The sequence below is a fragment of the Rheinheimera sp. 1928-s genome (assembly GCF_029269265.1).
Classification (GTDB): Bacteria; Pseudomonadota; Gammaproteobacteria; order Enterobacterales; family Alteromonadaceae; genus Pararheinheimera.
Map to the genome: position 1 here is coordinate 516,808 of NZ_JARIXP010000001.1, position 21,221 is coordinate 538,028.

General features: G+C 49.0%; 11 protein-coding genes. 4 read left to right on the top strand and 7 right to left on the bottom strand.

The annotated features are described in order from the left end of the window. Positions 1-3 precede the first annotated feature (3 nt). The 7 genes from P3C17_RS02385 to dksA form a co-directional block, all read right to left on the bottom strand. Positions 4-8,727, bottom strand: coding sequence for a glucoamylase family protein (locus P3C17_RS02385; RefSeq protein WP_300927933.1), 8,724 nt, complete (start codon positions 8,725-8,727; stop codon positions 4-6). 135 nt (positions 8,728-8,862) lie between these two features. Continuing rightward, on the bottom strand, positions 8,863-9,705 hold the full coding sequence (gene panC, locus P3C17_RS02390) for a pantoate--beta-alanine ligase (protein ID WP_300927934.1): 843 nt from the start codon (positions 9,703-9,705) through the stop codon (positions 8,863-8,865). Between the two features lie 13 nt (positions 9,706-9,718). Then, positions 9,719-10,510 carry a 3-methyl-2-oxobutanoate hydroxymethyltransferase gene (gene panB, locus P3C17_RS02395; RefSeq protein WP_233078482.1) on the bottom strand — a complete coding sequence of 264 codons (792 nt, stop codon included), beginning with the start codon at positions 10,508-10,510 and terminating at the stop codon, positions 9,719-9,721. Positions 10,511-10,582: 72 nt separating this feature from the next. Next, positions 10,583-11,098 (bottom strand): 2-amino-4-hydroxy-6-hydroxymethyldihydropteridine diphosphokinase, encoded by a 516-nt coding sequence (gene folK / locus P3C17_RS02400; protein WP_300927935.1) that lies wholly within the window; start codon positions 11,096-11,098, stop codon positions 10,583-10,585. Next, a complete protein-coding gene (gene pcnB / locus P3C17_RS02405; protein WP_300927936.1) occupies positions 11,091-12,533 on the bottom strand; it encodes a polynucleotide adenylyltransferase PcnB in 1,443 nt (480 codons plus the stop codon). Before pcnB ends, folK begins: the two co-directional genes overlap by 8 nt. A gap of 76 nt (positions 12,534-12,609) precedes the next feature. Next, positions 12,610-13,506, bottom strand: a complete 897-nt coding sequence (gene gluQRS, locus P3C17_RS02410; RefSeq protein ID WP_300927937.1) for a tRNA glutamyl-Q(34) synthetase GluQRS — start codon at positions 13,504-13,506, stop codon at positions 12,610-12,612. Continuing rightward, entirely contained in the window at positions 13,506-13,955 is a 450-nt protein-coding gene (dksA, locus tag P3C17_RS02415; RefSeq protein WP_008897238.1) for an RNA polymerase-binding protein DksA, read from the bottom strand. The genes gluQRS and dksA overlap by 1 nt, the downstream gene beginning before the upstream one ends. Positions 13,956-14,258: 303 nt before the next feature. Between dksA and P3C17_RS02420 the strand changes: the two genes are divergently transcribed. From P3C17_RS02420 to mrcB, 4 genes are all read left to right on the top strand, one after another. After that, a complete protein-coding gene (locus tag P3C17_RS02420; RefSeq protein WP_300927938.1) occupies positions 14,259-15,068 on the top strand; it encodes a sulfite exporter TauE/SafE family protein in 810 nt (269 codons plus the stop codon). A gap of 79 nt (positions 15,069-15,147) precedes the next feature. Continuing rightward, positions 15,148-16,437: an aminopeptidase PepB gene (pepB, locus tag P3C17_RS02425; protein ID WP_300927939.1), complete on the top strand. Its 1,290-nt coding sequence runs from the start codon at positions 15,148-15,150 to the stop codon at positions 16,435-16,437. 85 nt (positions 16,438-16,522) lie between these two features. After that, positions 16,523-18,961, top strand: coding sequence for an ATP-dependent helicase HrpB (gene hrpB / locus P3C17_RS02430; RefSeq protein ID WP_300927940.1), 2,439 nt, complete (start codon positions 16,523-16,525; stop codon positions 18,959-18,961). Next, the gene (gene mrcB, locus P3C17_RS02435; RefSeq protein ID WP_300927941.1) at positions 18,958-21,219 is read left to right on the top strand and encodes a penicillin-binding protein 1B; all 2,262 of its coding nucleotides are present in this window, start codon (positions 18,958-18,960) and stop codon (positions 21,217-21,219) included. The genes hrpB and mrcB overlap by 4 nt, the downstream gene beginning before the upstream one ends. Positions 21,220-21,221 lie beyond the last annotated feature (2 nt).

Genomic DNA, 21,221 nt, shown 5'->3' on the forward strand with positions numbered 1-21,221 from the left:
GCTTTACTGGGGTTCAGCTGCGATACACCAGACTAACAGATGGTGTTTCGCATCCAGTGGTAATTGCAGTACTCCCTCGTTGTAATACTGTGGATCAGCAGCTATATCTTTGCCATCTAAAGTGACTGAAGCTGCAGACTGATGTTGCTGCAACTCCAGTTGATAGACTGTACCAGCAACAGACAAGCTAATGCTAAAGCCCGGCCAGGCCGCTGGAATACAAGGCGCAAACTGCAGCCATTGGCCTTTGCGGCTCAGGCCTAAAATAGCTTCAATACCAGAGCGGTACATCCAGGCGGCAGCTCCGGTGTACCAACTCCAGCCACCGCGGCCGTTATGAGGCTCAACTGAATAAATATCGGCGGAAACCACATAAGGTTCGGTTTGATAACGAGCCACAGCTTCTGGTGTCAGCGCATGTTGAATGGGGTTCAGCATCTGAAACAGCTCAGTGGCTTTTTCCGCTTGATCCAGCTTAGCAAAGGCAAAAATAGCCCACATGGCAGCATGACTGTATTGACCACCATTTTCGCGTAAGCCTGCCGGATAGCCTTTGATATAACCGGGGTTGGGTTCGATATGTTCAAAAGGCGGGCTGAACAATAAGGCCAAACCTTGTTCTGTGTTGATTAAATGCTGACCGACTGAAGCCATGGCCACTTTGGCTCTGTCGGGGCGTGCAGCTGCAGACAACACAGCCCAGGACTGGGCAATAGAATCAATTTTACACTCAGGCGATGCTTTGCTGCCAAGCCAGCTGCCTTGATCAAAAGTCGCTCTTTTATACCATTCGCCGTCCCATGCATGTTGCTCCAGCGCTTGCGTTAATCTTTTGGCATACTGCTGCCAGCGACTGGCTCTGTCTCGTTCTTCATCGGGTACAAAAGGCAAAAACAGTTTAATGCTGGCAAGTACTAACCAGCCCAGCCAGATACTCTGGCCTTTACCTTCAGCCCCCACTAAATCCATACCATCATTCCAGTCGCCAGAGCCCATCAAGGGCAAACCCAGCTCCCCAGTAAGAGCTATACAAAGGTCCAGGCCTCTGGCGCAATGCTCAAACAAAGACGCGCTATGATCCGACGGCATAGGCTGATAAAAAGCGTCGTGTTGATCGGCCGTCAGCGCCGGGCCTTGCAGAAAGGGCAGCTGCTCTGCCAGCACAGCCTGATCGCCAGAGCTTTGGATATAACTGGCACAAGCAAAGACTAACCAGACTTTATCGTCAGAAATCCGGCTGCGTACACCGGCGCCTGAATGGGGTAACCACCAATGCTGCACATCGCCTTCAATAAACTGTCGGCCAGCGGCTTTTAACAAATGTTGACGGGCAAAAGCAGGATCGGCAAAACTCAGCGCCATGCTGTCTTGTAATTGATCGCGGAAACCATAAGCGCCGCTGGCCTGATAAAAGGCCGCTCTGGCGTAGAGCCGACAGACGATGGTTTGATACAGCAACCAGCCGTTCAGCATAATATTCATGGCCGGATCCGGTGTTTTCACTTGCACAGCGTTTAGTTTTTGTTGCCAGAAATCCCACACTTGCTGGTATACATTGTGTAAATCCAGCTGCTGATATTGCCGTACCAGAGCAGTTGCACTCTGGCTGTCAGCCGTTTGTCCCAGTAAAAATACCAGTTCACAACTTTCTCCCGGTGCCAGACTGAGTTCGAGTTGCAGGGCGGTGCAAGGGTCTAAAGCTGCACCACTGCGTTTGGATAAAGGCTGTGCGCAGGTTAAAGCCAATGGGCTGGCCAAAGAGCCATGCCTGCCAATAAATTCGGTGCGATCCGCTGTCCAGCCAGACAGCAGATCGACAGAACCAGGAGTGGTGTTGTGACGGCTGAAGGCGGCAAAAGCGATACGACCGGCAAAAGCTGTATTCCATGGATTAGACACCAGCATGGCCTGACTGTCCTGATGCAAAACGCTTTGTAAAAAGCCACTACTGGCACTGCGGTCTCTGCCCAGGACCCATTCGGTATAGGCTGTGACTGTTAAATTTCGTAGGGTAGCTGATGTATTGGTTAGGGTTAAACGCGATATCTTCACGGGGTCGGCCACTGGTACATACTGCAGTAATTGCATGTCTATACCTGCTGCCTGATGGCCGAACTTACTGTAACCGAAGCCATGGCAGGCCCTGTACAAACCGCCGTCATTGATTGGCTGTGCTGTTGGGCTTATCAGTTCAGAGCTGCCTTGATCCTGTACATAAAAAGCTTCACCACAAGGATCGGTCACTGGATCGTTTGACCATGGGGTCAGCTGATTTTCCCTGCTGTTTTCCGACCAGCTATAACCACTGCCCAAAGTCGACACCTGAAAACCAAAAGCCGGATTGGCAATCACATTGATCCAGGGCATAGGAGGGCGTTGATGCTGTTGCATATGAGTATGGTACTCGCGACCATCTGCGCTGAAGCCCCCTAAGCCATTAAAAAACTGCAGTTGTGGCTCAGCCTTTTGCTCCTGTTCAGGCTGTCTTCTGGCTGCTTTAGCAGTGCTGATCCTCAAAGGTTCAGCTGCAGCAGCAGGGATCCGGCTTAACTGAGTGGCCAGACTTCCGCGGTTTGCGTAAAGCACAACACGGGCCACGGCTGCTAACAAAGCCCTGGATTCGACTGTCATTAAATCTGCGCGCAGGCAAAATACACTGCCTCCGGCTAAACGTAAGCCCAGATTGGGTTTACTTTGGCTGCTGCGCACCTGAGTTTCGATAGCAGATTGTAATTCCTGCACATAAGACGCTGCTCTTTCATTGATAATAACCAAATCCACAGCCAGCTGTTTCATGCGCCAGTATTCGTGGGCTCGCAGCAGTTGCTGTACCACAGACAAGTCTTCGATATCGTCAATATGCAGCAGCACTATAGGTAAATCGCCGGAAATGGCGTGTTGCCATAAACCGGACTGAGCTGCTGCCCCTCTTGTAATAGTGGCGCCTGAAGCTCTGAAGCGCCGATCATTGTATAAAAGCGGGCCTGTCAGGCGCTGAAAATCAGCAGCTTCGGCGACGCTGATGGCCAGATGGCGCAATTGCACCTGAGCCTGAGTCCAGGCCAAGGTACAGGCTCTGTCATAAGCGCTGCGTTCATTATGCTGATCCACCAGATCCAGCAATTCCTGCCGCGATGACGCGACTAAAGTCCAGAACGCAACACGGCAGACCTGACTGGGGGCAATACGCACCGACTGACGCAAAGAAAAAATTGCGTCCAATACTGTGCCGCTGCTGTTGGTCAGCGCCTTGTGTTGCATGGCCGCTGCGTCTTCCAAATAATGGCCCTGACCAAAGAATAAAGCCCTGTTGGTTTCGTATTGTAAGGGTGCACAAATCTCACCTTCTACCACAGCAAAATGCGCGGCAAACACAGCAGTTTCATCGGCTGAACGCAAACGGCGAGTGGCAACTAAAGCGCCAAACTCGGCGACAAATTCGGTCTGGACAAACAATTTGGCAAAAGCAGGATGGGCATTGTCTGTGCTGACAGGGGCTAACACCACTTCTGCATAGGAGGTTAATTCAATATCCCGGCTGAATTTACTGTGATTGATCAGCGAAACCCTTCTGACTTCGCCATGATGTTCGGTGGAGACGACCACTTCGACAGTGCAGGTCAGATCATGATACTGACGGCTGAATTCGGCATGATCTTCGCTGAAGATAGCAACAGGTGCAGTGTTCTGGCTGAAGGTGGAGTGATCAGAACTGGCGAGAGCCGGTAGCTCTGGCGTCAGGGTACTGGACCAGATCTGCTCACTTTGCTTATCCCGCAACAACACAAAAGCTCCCCAGGGATCTCTGCTGCTGTCTTCGCGCCAACGGGTGATGGCTATATTGCCCCAGCGACTATAACCAGCGCCTGCAGCTGTTAACATCACGGCATAACCGCTGCTGGATAGCACATGACTGCACGGAGGGCCAGAAGCCTCTGCATGCATTCTGCGTTCTGTCAGTTGCTGTGCTGCAGCAGAGTTGGCTGCAATACTGACTTCTTCGGCTTTGGGGTGAGCTATGGCGACATAACGTGGCAATCGCTCCTGCAATAATAACTCACAAGCCTGGATCATAGGTTCACGGTGGAAGCGGCCACGCATCAGGCCCTGTTGCAAGGTATTGGCTATGGCCACTATCGTCATGCCCTGATGGTGTGCCATAAAACTTTGCACTAAAGCGAAAGAGGTGTCGTCTGGTAAGCGGGAAGGGGTATAGTCTATGGCTTCAAAAAAGCCATAATCGGCCAAAGCGCCTGACTGTTTTAACAACTCAAAATTGGCGCAGGCGGCCACAGGATCGACCATAGTGGCCAATGCCGTAGCGTAGGGCGCTATCACTTTGTTTTCCGCCAAACCACGTTTTAAACCAAGACCCGGCACACCAAAGTTGGAATACTGATAGGTAAATTCCAAATCTCTGGCATTGTAAGCCGATTCGGAAATGCCCCATGGAATACCCAACTGGCGGCCATAACTGATTTGCCGTTCAACAATAAGTCTGTTGCTTTGCTCCAGTAAACTGCCTGCAGCTGCTCTCATCACCAACGAAGGCATCAGGTATTCAAACATAGAACCTGACCAGGATAATAAGGCTGAGCCATAACCCAAAGGGGTAGCGCTGCGGCCTAAACGGAACCAGTGTTTGCTGTCTGCATCTCCTTTGGCTATGGCAAATAAACTGGCAAGCCGGGCTTCAGAGGCCAGCAGATCGTAACAACTGGTATCCATCCGGTTTTCTTCCACTGCATAACCTATGGATAATAAATTGCGCTCCGGGTCGATAAAAAAGGCGAAATTCATCGCCATGGCAAATTGGCGCGACTCTGTTGCCAGCTTCTGCAGCTGCAGTATTTGCTGTTGTTGTTCTGCTGCGGGCAAATGCAGCTGCGCCAGTTGTTCCGTCAGAGCCTGTTGTAATGCTTGTAAATAAAAGATCAGGCTATGCTGAGCTGACACTTGCTGATCTGTGTCGCGCTGAAAGGTAACACTTTGTCGTGCACTGGCAATCAGCGTGGCTTGCTGGCAGAGTTCCGTTAATTGCTCTGGCTGGTGCTGTAGGCAATCCGGCAGCTGCAGCACTACATTCAGCTGACTCAGAATGGCCTGTAGCTGCAAACCACTTTGGCTTTGCAGCATGGCTTCAGGAGCTTGTTGCAGGCTAAGCTGAGCTAAAGCTAAGTTATCGCATAAACCTGTTCTGGCAGTAGGGCTACAGAGCTGCTGTTGCCATTCATCGCAGGCATTGGCCAGAGCAATCAGGTGGCCAGCCAGATTGCCGCTGTCGACTGAGGAGACATAAGCGGGTTCAAGTGGGCGTAAATCACGGGTATCGTACCAGTTAAACAAGTGACCATGGCAGGTACGCAGTTGTTTCATAGTCGCAAAAGTAGCTTCCAGTCTTTGTATCGCCTGGCCTGTTGTAAGCCAGCCAAAATCCCGTGCTGCCGCCACAGATAACAAATACATACCTATGTTGGTTGGCGAAGTGCGGTGGGCTATTGCAGGTTGCGGCTGTTGCTGGAAATTGTCCGGTGGCAGCATATGATCTTCTGCTGTGACAAACCGCTCGAAGTACCGCCAGGTGCGTCTGGCGATCAGGCGTAGTTCAGTTTCCTGCAAGGGTGACAGCTGCAAAGCGGCTTTGAGGCGAACCGCTTTACTTAAGGCTAAAGCCACAGCAGGAGCTGCACACCACAGCAGTAGTACAGGTAAAAACAGTGGCCAGTTGGCCGGATTCAGCCATAGCAGAAAACCAAGGCCAGCACAGGCCAGCAGTACAGCTGGGCCCATCAACAGATAATATCGGGGCAAGGTTAAGCTGGAATCACGCTGGTTTTGCGCCGCAGTGGTCCATTGCAGCAGATGTTTTTTACTGACCAGCAAACGATACAAGGTAATGCCAATAGCATGCAGCATGCGCCAGCTATGGTCGGCCAGAAACACCAGATTCAACAGACCTGTACTCAAGGCCAGTTTGAAATCTGTCAGCAGGTTATTCAAATGGTTTGGCCATTGAATACCTTTGCGGTGTGGTAACAGATTCAGGCTGCAGGGTAATAAAGCGGGCAGCATCAGAGCACAACCAATCAACAGCAAAGCAGCAAGGGCAGCAGAAAATGGCAATAGCACAGATAACAACAGCAAAATAAAGCAGGCCGGTTGCACTAAAGAACGGCGTATATTATCCAGCATCTTCCAGCGTCCAAGCGGCGGCAATGGGGGGGGCGTTGATGATGGGCTTTGCTGCTTCGGCGGGCGACCTATCAACCATGGCAACAGTTGCCAGTCACCCCTAGTCCAGCGGTGTTGGCGTTTGACCGCAACATCGTAACGGGCGGGGAAATCTTCGACCACTTCAATATCAGAGACTAAAGCAGCACGAACATAGATACCCTCGAATAAGTCGTGACTGAGCATAGTATTGTCAGCAACGCGGTCGGCCATAGCGGCGCTAAAGGCATCCACATCATAAATACCCTTGCCTGTGAAAGAGCCTTCAGCAAACAGATCCTGATACAAATCCGATACTGCTGCGGCGTAAGGGTCTAAACCTGCAGGGCCTGAATACAGCAGCTGGTAAGCCGAACCTTGTTGACCACAAGTCAGAGCTGGTGTCACTCTTGGCTGCAACAGGCCATAGCCGCTGATCACCCGTTGCTGTGTCGGGCAAAACTGAGCCTGGTTTAACGGGTGAGCCAGCTTGCCCACCATCCGCAGTGCAGCATCTCTGGGTAATTGCGTATCGGCGTCCAGGGTAATGACATAACGGACGCCGCTCGGAACAAGGCTGGATAGCAGAGGATATTCAGCAGAGCTATCCATAAAGCTGGTGGTGGTTGCACCACGAAGCAATTGATTAAGTTCCACCAATTTGCCTCGTTTTCGCTCCCAACCCATCCATAGCTGTTCTTTTTCGTTCCATAAACGGCGGCGATGCAAGAGTAAAAATGCCGGACCGGCAGGGCCTGATGGGTAGCGTTGATTCAGCTGCATGATTAGCGTGCTGGCAAGCTGCAATAACGCTTGATCTGTGGGCTGTTCCTGCTCTGCTGCGTCCTGACCGTCTGTTAATAACGCAAAGCTTAAATCACCAACACCACAAGAGAGATAATGTACTTCCAGCCGGGAGACTAACTCTTCTACATCCGCTTCGTTCGTCAGCATGCATGGCACCACCACTAAAGTGCGCAATGCTGTGGGTACCCCAGAGGTTAAATCTAAAGCAGGTAGCAAAATTGGGCTTATAGAGCGGGTAATACAACACTGGAGCAATGCGCTTGCAAGTTCGCTGGCAGGTAATACAGCCAGAGGAATCAGCATCAACCACCACAGAGTGTAATCAGCCTGCTCAGAAAGAAAGACTGCTGCTACAGCTAAAAAAGCCAGAGTAAGCAGAGCCAAAGTTGTCAAATAACCGGCCAGTCCTGTCGTGGCCAAAGCTCTGTGCAGTGTTAAGCCCCTGCCAGGCTGAAAGCCAATACGATGTTCAAACTTCAGACGACCAGCGCCAATCAGGTAATAACCGGGGTCCGCTTCGCGTGCTTGTTGTACCGGATCCTCCCCAGCTTCTGCAGATAAAGCTGCTTCTACTGCGGCTCTGGCCACATCAAATTCAGGCAAGTCAGCGCCACGGGCCAATTGTTCGATGGCACTGCGGTATAAATTTCTGCTGGCAAAGTCCATTGAGGCAAAGGTGCTGTGTTTCGATGGCTCCTGACAAGCAGCGCTCACGCTATGCTGGCACAAATACCGGTCGACCAGACTGACTTGCTCAAATAATTCAGACCAGTCTATCGCGGAGATACGTCTCATGCTGGTCATGACATTACGCACACTGACATTGGAAGCGCCCAGCCTTTGCTGCGCGTACAACACCACCAGTTCAATACTGCTGTGTTGTTGCAGTAGCCGTTGTTCCAGCCAATGCAAAGCCGGGGTGCTGTGAGGGTCTTGTCCTCGTAAACGTTTAGCCAATTGAGCCGCAAAGGTATGGCTTAATGCTTTGTCCGCCAGAGTGTGGATATAAGAATGCAGTGCCTGTTGACTGGTTTCGGGTTGCAGCAACTGGTCGGCAAGCTCGTCTGCTGCAGTTCTGTCTGTTAAACCCAGACTGATTTGGTCTGTTAAGCGGCGTAAGTTTTCAATCAGCACTATGCGTAAGGTAATAGCGACAGCCCATAATTCGCCAATAGTCAGTACATCCACTTGCTGATAAGCATTTAAAAAGCGTTGCAAAATAACGGGGTCAAAGTGACTGTCGGTATGGGCAATAAAAGCCCAGGCTATAGCAAAAACTCTGGGGTAACCGACAAAAGGGCCTTGTTGTAGTTTGGGCAACTGCCGATAAAAACCTAAGGGTAGATCGTCATAAATTTCACGGATCTGTTGGTCGACCAGATGGTAGTTGTCCAGTAACCACTCGGCGGCCGGAACTATAGCGTGACCTGCTGTAAGTTCTGCGGCACTGGTGCGATAGGCTGCCAGCAGCACAGTTGCATTGCTATCCAGCCTGGTATGCAAAGGGCTTTGCCAGTCACGCCAGCCTGAAGCACTTTGTTTTTTATTGAGGATCCGCTGTTCTGTAGCCAGACTGACTGCATGTTGCTCCAGCCGTTCAACACTAAAAAGCTCAGCGCGAACCGGGTTTTTGTCCTGCCAGACTAAAGCATTTTTTTCAGGCCAAAAGAGTTGGGCATAACCAGAGGCTGTGTGGAGAAATGAATTCATAAAGCTGGAGCCTGCTTGGGAAGTAGGCTAACAGGCTAGAATACCAGCTGATTTTTCTCAGTTCGCTGTCGTACAGACTGGGAGCTATAAGAAGCCAGAGCCTGGGCTCTGGCCCACAGATCGTTTTTCTGAGAATCAGGCTTCGATATTATCAATCAGACGGGTGTTGCCCAAAGCAGCAGCAGCCAGTATGACCACGGCAGTTGTTGTATCTGTCGCTGGTACTAAGGTTTGGCGATTGGAGATATTAATGTAATCCGCTTTAAAACCTGAGGCAGCAAGCTGCTCTTTTGCTTGTTGCTCCAAAGCCCGTAAATCGCTGAAGCCTTGATTTAACTGCTGTTTCATCCACTGCAAAGTGCGGTACAAAACCGGTGCTGTGGCACGTTGTTCTGCTGTCAAATAACCATTGCGAGAACTTAATGCCAAACCATCTTCAGCTCTGATTGTTGGCACCCCAATGATTTCAATCGGCATGGACAAGTCAGCCACCATCTGGCGGATAATAGCCAGTTGCTGATAATCCTTCTGACCAAAACAGGCGATATCAGGCTGTACCAGATTAAACAGTTTGGTGACTATGGTGGATACGCCCCTGAAATGTCCGGCACGACTGGCACCACAGTGATAATCACCCAATAGCGGTACTTCAACAAAAGTCTGCACATCCAGACCACGTGGATAGATCATTGCAGGTGTGGGGGTGAACACTGCATCAGCACCATGTTCAGTCAGACCCTGGCAGTCCTGCTCTAAAGTGCGGGGGTATTTGTCTAAATCTTCATTGGCACCAAACTGCATCGGATTGACAAAAATACTGACAATGACTCTGTCGGCATGTTGCTTCGCCGTATCGACCAGTTGCAAATGGCCCTGATGCAAGTTGCCCATGGTGGGCACAAAAGCAATACGTTCGCCCGCCTGACGCCATTGGCGTATTAAAGCACGTAGCTGGGCTATATCCTGAATCATTAACATAGGAAGCTGACCTTTAGAAACTATGTTCCGGACCAGGAAACTGGCCTTGTTTCACGTCCTGAATGTATTTGCCGATGGCTTGTTTAATTTCACCGGTTTCCTGCAGGAAGTTCTTGGAGAATTTTGGAATATAGCCAGAGCTGATGCCTAATAAGTCATGCATCACTAAAATCTGACCATCCGTTTCTTTGCCTGCACCTATGCCAATCACCGGAATAACCAGTGCTTTGGAAATACGTTCAGCTAAAGCAGATGGAATGCATTCAACCACCAAAAGCTGAGCGCCTGCTTCCTGCAAGGCAATAGCCTGTTGCACCATTAGATCTGCGGCCTGCTCATCGCGGCCCTGCACTTTAAAGCCACCAAATACATGCACAGACTGCGGAGTTAAGCCTAAATGACCACAGACCGGAATACCACGTTCTGTCAGAGCTTTGATGGTGGGCAGTAAGAAGTCACCGCCTTCGAGCTTGACCATATTAGCGCCAGACTGCATCAGTGGCGTGGCGTTTTGCATCGCCTGTTCCACTGTGGCGTAACTCATAAAAGGCATATCGGCAATGACAAAAGCCAAAGGCGCACCAGCGCGGACGCAGCGGGTGTGGTACGCAATTTCGGCAGTGGTGACTGGCAGCGTATCGCTATGGCCCTGTAACACCATACCCAAAGAGTCACCGATCAGAATGACTTCTACACCGGCATCGGCAAACAATTTAGCGAAACTGGCATCATAGGCCGTTAAGGCGGTAATTTTTTCGCCTTTTTGTTTCAACTTCAGCAATTGAGCAGTGGTAATTTTTGCCATTTTTCTCTCATCCGACCACAAGGGAATAATTCGGGGCGCACCTTGGCATAAAACCAAGTGTTGCGCAAGTTATCAGAGACGACTCAGGCCATTGCGCGGCACTGTGGCCAGTAATTCTGTAAGCAAAGTGCCATCAGGTAACACCAGGCTTAAGTTTAGTTCTGCCAGCGGATAAAGCACAAACTCACGCACCTTCATGCCGTAATGTGGCACTGTTAAACGTTCTGTCTGAATCACTTCATCACCAAACAACAGAATGTCCAAATCCAGAGTACGAGGCCCCCAGCGTTCATCTTTGCGCTGCCGGCCTTGTTCCAGTTCAATTTGTTGTAACTGAGTCAGCATGTCTTCGGCAGATAAGCAGGTACTCAGCAAAGCTACTGCATTGACGTAATCCGGCTGGTCTTGTGGCCCCATAGGTTTGGAGCCATAAAAACCAGAGACCTTTACCAGTTCAGTATCTTTGATGTGCTGCAAGGCCAAAACAGCGCGTTCTAACTGCTGCACAGGCTGGTTTAAATTCGCACCCAGTCCGATATAGACCTGAGTACCAGAAGCCTGCATACAAACAGCTTGTGTATCAGCCATTCGCTGCAGGGCCAGGTGGGCGGCGTTTAGTCGGCGGGCGACGACGGCGTGGCCGACGTTCAATGCCTTCTTTGCCGAGGTTTTGCACTAAAATTTCACGACCAGCTTCGTCATCCTGTTGGAAACGTTGCCACCAGTTGGCCAGTTCCAGCAGTTCGCCGCCTTCGGCTTGCGCACGCAGTTGCAGGAAATCGTAAGCACCACGGAATTTCACCTGTTCCATCAATTTAAAGGCACGACGGCCAGCGCGTTTGCTTAAACGGCTTTGTAGGAACCAGATGTCTTTAATGGTCAGGCTAAAACGTTTTGGAATAGCGATAGAACGCTGCACTTCGTCCAGCACTTCCATCATGGCAATATTCAGTGCGTCGACTTCGTTTAAACCACTTTCAACCAGTAATTTTTCTGCGCGTTGTTCTACCGGATACCATAACAAAGCGGCAAAGGTGAAAGCCGGAGTCACAGGTTTATCAATGGCAACCCGCTGATCTGTGTCCTGCATGGCTTTGGTGATCATGTTAAAGACTTTGCCATTACTGTCTTGTTTTAACACCTTGGCCAATTGTGGCAATAGCTGTTTGATAATGCCTAAGTCATTCAGCATCACAAAGTTATCAAAGGCTTTGCCCGCCATAAATAACTTGAGGAATTCTTCAAATAAACGAGCGGCCGGAATGTTTTTTAAAAGCACAGCCAGCTCTTTAATCGGCTCTTTGCTTTCTGGCGCTATATCCATATTCAGCTTGGTGGCAAAACGCACAGCACGCAGCATCCGCACCGGATCTTCCCGGTAACGGGTTTCAGGATCGCCAATCAGCTCAATTTTTCGCTGCGCTATAGCTTCAATACCATTAGCGAAGTCGTAAATGGCAAAGTCAGCGACTGAGTAGTACAAGGCATTGATGCTAAAGTCGCGACGTTCTGCGTCTTCTTCAATAGTGCCGTAAACATTGTCACGTAAAATCTGGCCTGCATCACTTTGGCTGGCTTTAGGGCTGGTTTCATCATCCCCTGTATGGTGGCCACGAAAGGTAGCGACTTCAATTACTTCACGGCCAAACACCACATGAGCTAAACGAAAACGGCGGCCAATCAGGCGGCTATTTTTGAACACCTGACGCACTTGTTCAGGGTGAGCATTGGTCACCACGTCAAAATCTTTTGGTTTTAATCCAAGCAGAATGTCACGAATACAACCACCGACCAGATAGGCTTCATAACCTGCATCTTTTAAGCGGTATAACACCTTGAGTGCATTGGGGCTGATGTCTTTGCGCGACACAGAATGAGCATCACGTGAGATTTTTTTCAGCTCAGGCAGAATGGACTGACGGCTTTTTTTGGGTTGAGCAACGCTCTCAACGCTTTTGCTGCCAAGGGTGCGGCGGCAAAAATCCAGGACTCGCGAAATAATGGCAGTACTCCTTGTGAGCATCTATAAATGAACTCGATGAAAAAAGCGGCTAATGATACCGCAGCAGCCAGAAAAATAGAACGTGCGGCCTTGTGCTTTATAAAAAATCTGTAGCTTTTTGTTCAGTTTGGCTGGGTATTTGTCTGATTTGCCAGTGAGAACCAGCCCAGGCCAGTAATTCTCTGGCATCTGCCCCAGCTAATTCTACTGGTGGCTGATGACCCAAAAAACGTAAAACAGCAGTTAAAGTTTCACTGACAGGCCAGAATTCGACGCTCGGTGCGTGGTTTTGTTTACTGAGTTTAAAGCCAGGTTCAGTCACAGCCAAGGGCAAATGCAGATAATCAGGTGCTGCTGCGCCAAGTAAATGAAACAGCGATTGTTGTCTGGTGGTCAGGTCAATTAAGTCTGCACCTCGCACCACTTCAGTAATGCCCTGATCCATGTCATCCACCACCACCACTAACTGATAGGCAAATAAGCCATCACGGCGTTTTAAAATATAATCTTCAGCGGCAAGAGTGGCCGGAATTTGTATTTCCCCTGCCAGTATGTCGATAAAATTTGTGTCTGTGGCAGGCGCTTTTAAGCGCCATGCAAGCGTACCTTCAGCCAGGTTTTTGTCGCGGCAAAACCCATCATAACCTTGCCCCAGGCTTTGAATACGGGATCTGTTGCAGTTGCAGGCGTAGGTGAGTTGTTGCTGTTTTAATTGCTCCAGTACCTGCTGGTAGCGGTCTAATCTGTTGCTTTGCACCCAGACCTCGCCATCCCATAACAACTGATAACGCTCTAAAGTACGTAAAATACTGTCGGCTGCACCAGCTTGCATACGGGGTGTATCGATATCTTCCATCCGCACCAGCCACTGGCCTTGTTGGGATTTGGCTTGCAGATAGCTGCCCACAGCAGCAATGAGGGATCCAAAATGCAAAGGGCCGGATGGCGATGGCGCAAACCGGCCCCTGTAAGCAGGAGGTACAACAGGCATCATTAACCGCCCAGTTGTTTTTCCTTGATTTCAGCTAGTGTCTTGCAGTCGATACACATATCGGCAGTAGGACGGGCTTCTAAACGTTTGATACCAATTTCGATACCACAGGTGTCGCAGTAACCAAAGTCTTCGTCTTCGATTTTCTGCAGAGTTTTTTCAATCTTTTTCAGTAATTTACGTTCGCGATCACGAGCGCGTAATTCCAGACTGAACTCTTCTTCCTGAGCAGCACGATCCACTGGGTCCGGGAAGTTTGCTGCTTCATCGGCCATATGGTTTTTGGTGCGATCCACTTCTTCACGTAACTGTTGACGCCATGCGTCCAGAATGCGGCGGAAATGGTCCAGCTGTTTTGGGTTCATGTATTCTTCGCCTTGCGCGGCCTGATATGGCTCTACGCCAGCAAGGGCTAACAGTCCCAAGGTTTTTACGGTTTTGCCTTCTGGCATGATCATCTCCTGTAAAACAGTGCCAAGCAAAAAGTTGGCGGCTAGTGATAGCAGAAAAATATGACAGCTGCAATCACTATTAAAAAAGCCGCCGAAGTATACAGAGCAGAACCGCCTCCGTCACCTTTTTTCCTGCAGTCCACAAATTTGACTGCGTTTAAAAAAAACACACTCTAAACCGCTGAAACACCTGTTGGGAAGCATTGTTCTGCTCTACCTAAACTAACTTGTTAAAAACTGAAGATTTTTACCACTTGTCTTTGTTAAAGTAAGGCTCTTTTTCTGACCAAAAGGCAGGCTGATATGGCCATTGAATGGATTGTTGCTTATTTGCTGCTGGGTGCCGCTGTAGGGTTTTTTGCCGGATTATTAGGGGTTGGCGGTGGCGGTATTATGGTGCCCGTACTGACAGCTTTATTTTTAGCCCAACAATTTCCTGCTGAATTATCTGTGCATATGGCACTGGCCACTTCGATGGCGGCTATTATTGTCACTTCTTTTTCCAGTATGCGCAGTCACCAGCGGCATGGTGCTGTGTTATGGCCTGTGGTCTGGAAATTAACTCCGGCTATTTTAATAGGCACAGTGGCTGCTGCTTATCTGGCAGCTGCTTTATCTTCTTTGGCTTTGGCGATATTTTTCTGCTGTTTTATGAGCTATGTCGCGCTGCAGATGCTGCTGAATGTCAAACCCAAAGCCAGCCGACAGCTGCCCGGACTGGTTGGGTTTAGCCTTACAGGTCTGGTCATTGGTGCGGTATCGGCTTTAGTGGCTATAGGCGGTGGCTCTTTGACTGTGCCTTTTTTAACCTGGTGTAATGTCAAAATTCAGCAGGCCATTGGCACTTCTGCCGCAGTGGGTTTACCTATTGCTATCAGCGGTACTTTGGGGTATTTCCTCGCTGGTGCTTCGACAGATGCTGTGTTGCCAGACTACAGTCTGGGTTATGTCTATCTGCCAGCTATGCTGCTGATAGCTTCCGTCAGTTATTTTACTGCGCCGCTTGGCGCTTCGTTGGCGCACCGTTTGCCAGTGGCCACCTTAAAGAAAGTATTTGCCGCTTTGCTTATCGCATTAAGCGCTAAAATGTTACACAGCGTCTTAACCTCTTAAAGGGCTGTGAAGGCCTGTGATACACTCGGGCCTATACGTTATCCGGACTTTATAGCCAGAAATGAAGAGAATAAAAACTATGTCTGACCTGATCCAAATTCGTTTAAGTAGTGCTGTTGCAGATGCCAAATGGGGCAAAAATGTGCTGCTGACACCAGACGCAACTGGCTATCAATTGCATGTCAAAGTTGCTGATTTACGCTCTGTGCAAAAAGCAGGTCGTCAATTAGATGCTTTAGGTATTCAGCAATTTCAGCTGTCAGGTGATGGTTGGACTGTCGACAGTCAGTGGGCTTTGTATCAGGGTTTTTGTAACGCGAAAAAGCTTGGCGCTATCGGCTGGACAGGCACTGAAGCAGAACAGCAACAGTTGCAGCAATTGCACCAGACCTTTAGCTGGGCTAAAGCCATTATTAACCAGACGCCTGAAGATTTAGCTCCTGTGGCTTTGGCTGAGCAGGCTGTGGCTTTTATCAGCTCAATTGCACCAGTAGGTACAGTGTCCAGCGAAATTATTGAGGGCTCTGCCTTGTTAGAACAGGGCTGGGTAGGTATTCATGCGGTTGGCCGTGGCAGTGAGCGTGCTCCTGCCATGTTAGTGCTGGATTACAACCCAACAGCTAAAGCTGACGCACCGGTGTTTGCCGCTTTAGTAGGTAAAGGCATTACCTTTGATTCGGGTGGTTATTCGATTAAAGCCAGCGAAGGCATGGTCACCATGAAATGTGATATGGGCGGTGCAGCCACTGTCACAGCCGCTTTAGCTTTGGCAATTTTGCAGGGCTTAAACAAAAGAGTGCAGCTGATTTTATGCTGTGCCGAAAACCTGATCTCAGGTGGTGCCTTTAAACTCGGTGATATCCTGACCTATAAAAATGGCGTGACAGTAGAGATCGTCAATACGGATGCTGAAGGCCGTTTAGTGCTGGCTGATGGTCTGCAAAAAGCTGCAGAGTCAGGTACCGGATTGATTATTGATGCAGCCACTTTAACTGGTGCTGCGATGAATGCTTTAGGTTCTGACTACAATGCAGTGTTTGCTTTAGATAAAGACTTAGCACAACGTGTGTTAGGTTATGCCGAACAAGTGCAGGAAGGTGCCTGGCAATTGCCGCTGGAGAAATGGCATCAAGGCCAATGTCCTTCACCTTATGCTGATACGGCCAACAGCCGACCGGTGAAAGGCGGCGGTACAGGTGGCGCCAGCAATGCCGCAGGTTTTTTAAGCCGTTTTGTGCCTAACGATGGCAAAGGCTGGGTGCATTTAGATTTAGCTGCAGCTTTCCATAACTCAGCTAATGGTTTCTGGGCCGCTGGCGCTACAGGTATGGGCATCCGTTTAGTGGCTCAAACCCTGACACAGGAATAGTTTTCTGATATTTAGGTTCACCTTAAAAAGCAGCTAAGATAAGGCTGCTTTTTACTTTTTGTTTTTGTTTTTAGCGAGACGTGATTTGTTACCTGTTGCAGAGATTTGCCCAGCGCTGATCCAGAGCCTGAAGCAGCACAATAAACTGATTTTATCTGCACCGCCCGGTGCAGGTAAGTCTACCTATCTGCCGCTGTTTTTATTAAAACATGCCGATTTTTCCGGAAAAACTATTCTGCTGTTAGAACCCAGGCGATTAGCGGCTAAAAGTATTGCCTGTTATCTGGCCAGCCAGCTCAATGAAGCTGTGGGTCAGCAGGTGGGTTATCAAATCCGCCATGAAAAAAGTGTCAGTAAAAATACCCGACTGTTGATAGTCACGGAAGGTGTGTTGATCCGGAAAATTCAGCAAGACCCTGAGCTTGCAGGCATAGACCTGATTATCTTTGATGAATTTCATGAACGTTCCCTGCAAGCGGATTTGGCATTAGCCCTGGCATTAGAAGTACAGCAACTGAATAGCGATTTACAGCTGCTGATTATGTCTGCGACTTTAGATCAGCAAAAACTTGCATTAGCTTTGGATGCACCTGTGCTTAGCAGCGAAGGTCGCAGTTATCCTGTGGATGTTGTGTATCAGCCGCCGACATCCGAACCTATCTGGTTACAAAGTGCCAGATTAAGTCTGCAAGCCAGCCAAAAACATCAGGGCAGTATTCTGACCTTTTTACCGGGGCAGCGTGATATTAATCAGGTAAAGGACTGGCTGCTGGAGCAAAACAGCGACAGCAACTTAGATATTTATGCTTTATCCGGTGCTTTAACTTTGGCTGAGCAACAGCAAGCTATAGCACCAAGTCCTGCTGGGCGGCGTAAACTGGTGCTGACCACTAATATTGCGGAAACCAGTCTGACTATTGAAGGTATTCAGGTGGTGGTGGATTCAGGCTGGTGTCGTCAGGCTGTGTATCATCCGAAACATGGTTTAACCAGGCTCGACACTGTTGCCGTCAGTCAGGCCGCTGCTATTCAAAGAGCGGGCCGGGCCGGGCGTTTATCGGCTGGGATCTGTTATCGCCTTGACAGCGCTGAATTATGGCAACGTCGTATTGCTTTTACCCCAGCTTCTATACTGCAATCGGATTTAACCTCGCTGCTATTGGAAATCTCGGCCTGGGGCTGTTCAGCAGAGCAACTCTTCTGGTTGGATCAACCGCCACAAGCCAACCTGAAATCAGCAGCCTGGGTGTTGTTGCAACTGAAAGCCATCACTCACAAAGGCCAAATTACCGACTTTGGCAGGCAGTTGTTAGCTACAGGTACTGAACCCAGACTGGCGGCTTTAGTACTGTATGGCAAACAACTGGAACAACAAGGTGAGCAAGGGGCTGGCTGGCTGGCCGTGGTGCTGGCTACTTTGCTGGAAAACCCGAATCGCAGCCGGGAGCAGGATATAGACCAGTTGCTGCAGCAACCCTTGTATGGCGCTTTACTGCAACAGGCAAAACAACTGGCGCAGCAGAATCAAGTTAAAGTTTGTGCATTTTTACCGCAACATTTAACTGCGATGTTATTAAGCCGGGCTTTCCCTGACAGAATAGCGTTGTTAAGAGGCAAAGGTTATCTGCTGACCAACAGCGCCGGAGCTGCGTTGTTTCCGGATAGCCCTTTGTCTGGCGCTGAAGTGCTGGTGATCTGTGATTTGTATTTTGGTCAGAGTACTCAAATTAGTCTGGCGGCCCGATGGAGCATGGCAGAGCTGGTAAAGGAGTGGCAGGCTGATTTACAACAACAGCAGTATGTGGGTTTTGATGCTCAGCAGGGGCGTTTTATCGCGGAACAACGTTTAACACTGGGCAGTTGTGTGCTGGAACGTAAACCGCTGAATATCAAACTAACAGAAACACAGCAGCAACAGGCCTGGCTGGATTGGTTAAAACAACAAGGTTTGCAGGCTTTAGCCTGGACAGAGCAAGCCCTGCAGCTGCGGTACAGGCTGCAGCTGATGCAAGTTTATATGCCTGAACATCATTTGCCCAAAGTGGATGAAGATAGCTTGTGGGCTGATGCTGAAGTCTGGTTAGCGCCCGCTTTGGGCAAATTTACAAAGTTGAATGATTTGAATAAGTTAGATCTTTACACTTTATTGTGGCAACGTTTAACTTATAAAGAGCAGCAGCTGTTAAATAGCTGCATGCCAGACAGTTGGCGTTCAGCTGTGGGATCTATGATCCCTGTTCACTACAGCGACGAAGGAGAAGCCATTTTGTCGATCCGAATTCAGGAAATGTTTGGTCAGCTTGATACTCCTGCTGTAGCAAACGGGCGTTTAGCCATGAAAATTCATTTATTGTCGCCAGCGCGTCGCCCTTTACAGGTGACGCAGGATTTAGCCAGTTTCTGGACCAATAGTTATGCCGAAGTGAAAAAGGAAATGAAAGGGCGTTATCCAAAACACTATTGGCCAGACAATCCTGCAGACGCCATGCCGACCAATAAAACTAAAAAAGCTATGCAAAAATGACTCAAAAACAAAGCCGTACCCCAAGAAAAAAACCAGCCGCTAAAACTACCAAAGGCTCCCAGTTTGCCCGGCAAATGCTGTGGCTTGGGCTGAAAGTAGGGCTGGTGCTACTGCTTACATTATTTATCTACCTGATTTATCTGGACAGCAAAATTACCACTTTGTTCTCTGGCCATAAATGGCAGTTTCCGGCTCAGGTTTATGCCCGTAGTCTGGAGTTAATACCAGGTAAAAGTCTGACACAAAAGCAATTAATCAGTGAGCTTGATTTACTGCAGTACAGAGCTGTGGATGCAGTCAAAGGTCCAGGGCAATACAGTCAGAGTGGCGATAAAGTGGTGGTGTTTCGCCGTGCTTTTCAGTTTGCCGATGGTTATGATCAGGAAGAGGCTTTTACTGTGTCTTTTGCCGGTCAAAGAGTGCATAACATTTATGATCATCAGCTGAAAAAGTCGGTACAAAAAGCCCGGATTGAGCCTCAACTAGTGCAGCATTTGGTCTCTTCCGAACAAGAAGACAGAGAAATGGTGTTTTTGGCTGATCTGCCTGAACATATTAAAGACGCTTTGCTGACGATAGAAGATCGTGATTTTTATCAACATCATGGTGTATCAGTCTGGTCTGTAATCAGAGCGTTCTGGGCAAATTTGCAAGCAGGAAGAACAGTACAGGGCGGCTCGACTTTGACTCAGCAGCTGGCAAAAAACATGTATCTGACGTCTGAACAAACACTGATCCGCAAAGTAAACGAAGCACTGATCGCGCTGATCCTTGATTACCGCTACAGCAAAGATCAAATTCTTGAAGCCTATCTGAACGAAATATTTATCGGCCAGTTCCATAACAATGCAGTGCATGGTTTTGCTTTGGGCAGTAAATTTTATTTTGGCAAGCCGTTGAATGAGTTATTGCCGGAAGAATATGCGCTGTTGGTGGCTATTGTAAAAGGCCCCTCTTATTACGACCCACGTCGTTTTGGCGCCAGAGCTAAAAGCAGGCGTGATCTGGTGCTGAAAATGCTGCATAACGAAAAGTTATTGTCAGAGGCTGAATATAAGCGTGCTGTCAGTAAACCTTTGGCCGTGATCCCTATGGGCCATCATTTAAAAGGCCGTTCACCTTCTTATCTGGATGCAGTAAAACGTGAACTGAAGGATTTAGTGACAGATCCGGCTACCATTGAAAGCGGTATGAAAATTTTTACTTATATGGATCCCCAGGCTCAACTGGCAGCAGAGCATACAGTGAAACAACGTTTGTCTGAGCTGGATAGCAAACTGGAAGCTGCTATGGTGGTAACGGATTATCAGGCCGGTGCATACAAAGCCATAGTGGGTGGCAAAGCCGTGCATTTTGCTGGTTATAACAGAGCCTTAGATGCCCGTCGTCAGATTGGCAGTATAGTAAAACCTGTATTGTATTTGCAGGCGCTGGCGAAACCTAATCAGTTCAGTCTGGCCACTATGCTGGATGACAGCCCTATCCATCTGAAAGGTAATCCGAAGGGCTGGAGTCCACAGAATTTTGACAAGAAATTCCGCGGCCAGGTCACCTTGATCCAGGCGTTATCAGAATCACTCAATGTCCCTACAGTGCGTTTGGGTTTAAAGCTAGGTTTACCTGCATTGCAGGATGGCTTTCAACGTTTAGGGCTTGAGCGTGAATTGAAACTGCAGCCTGCAGCCTTTTTAGGAGCTGTAGAGCTGACTCCTGCTGAAGTGGCGCAGCTGTATCAGGTTATTGCCAATAAAGGCCGTTATATAAAATTAGCCAGCATAGAGTCAATTACTAAAACTGACGGTACTATGCTTTATCAGCGCAGAAACATTGTGCAACAAAGAGTTACAGAAGAAGCAGACTACCTGTTGCAATATGCGATGCAGCAAAGCACCCGCAGCGGTACTGCAAAAACTCTGGCAAATCAGTTTGCAGGTATACGTTTTGCGGGAAAAACCGGCACCTCCAGTGATCACAAAGACAGCTGGTTCACAGGTTTTGAGCATGAAAGCTCGGTCACCATCTGGTTAGGACGAGATGATAATAAATCTATAGGTTTGACAGGGGGATCGGGTGCTTTAACCTTATTTAGTCAGTACTTCAGAATGGTGCCTCCGAACTCTTTGTTCAGAGCTGTGCCACCAGATGTCACTTTAGGGCGTTTTTCTGCCAGCACGGGCAGGGCTTTAGCCGAGCATTGTGGCGGAACTCTGTTATTGCCAAAAGTTGTCAGTGCGACACTACTTACGGAATGCGAATAAAC

Excerpts from the sequence above, each read along its gene's own strand:
- P3C17_RS02385 (WP_300927933.1), bottom strand. The coding sequence starts at position 8,727 with ATGAATTCATTTCTCCACACAGCCTCTGGTTATGCCCAACTCTTTTGG.
- panC (WP_300927934.1), bottom strand. The coding sequence starts at position 9,705 with ATGTTAATGATTCAGGATATAGCCCAGCTACGTGCTTTAATACGCCAA.
- panB (WP_233078482.1), bottom strand. The coding sequence starts at position 10,510 with ATGGCAAAAATTACCACTGCTCAATTGCTGAAGTTGAAACAAAAAGGC.
- folK (WP_300927935.1), bottom strand. The coding sequence starts at position 11,098 with ATGGCTGATACACAAGCTGTTTGTATGCAGGCTTCTGGTACTCAGGTC.
- pcnB (WP_300927936.1), bottom strand. The coding sequence starts at position 12,533 with ATGCTCACAAGGAGTACTGCCATTATTTCGCGAGTCCTGGATTTTTGC.
- gluQRS (WP_300927937.1), bottom strand. The coding sequence starts at position 13,506 with ATGATGCCTGTTGTACCTCCTGCTTACAGGGGCCGGTTTGCGCCATCG.
- dksA (WP_008897238.1), bottom strand. The coding sequence starts at position 13,955 with ATGCCAGAAGGCAAAACCGTAAAAACCTTGGGACTGTTAGCCCTTGCT.
- P3C17_RS02420 (WP_300927938.1), top strand. The coding sequence starts at position 14,259 with ATGGCCATTGAATGGATTGTTGCTTATTTGCTGCTGGGTGCCGCTGTA.
- pepB (WP_300927939.1), top strand. The coding sequence starts at position 15,148 with ATGTCTGACCTGATCCAAATTCGTTTAAGTAGTGCTGTTGCAGATGCC.
- mrcB (WP_300927941.1), top strand. The coding sequence starts at position 18,958 with ATGACTCAAAAACAAAGCCGTACCCCAAGAAAAAAACCAGCCGCTAAA.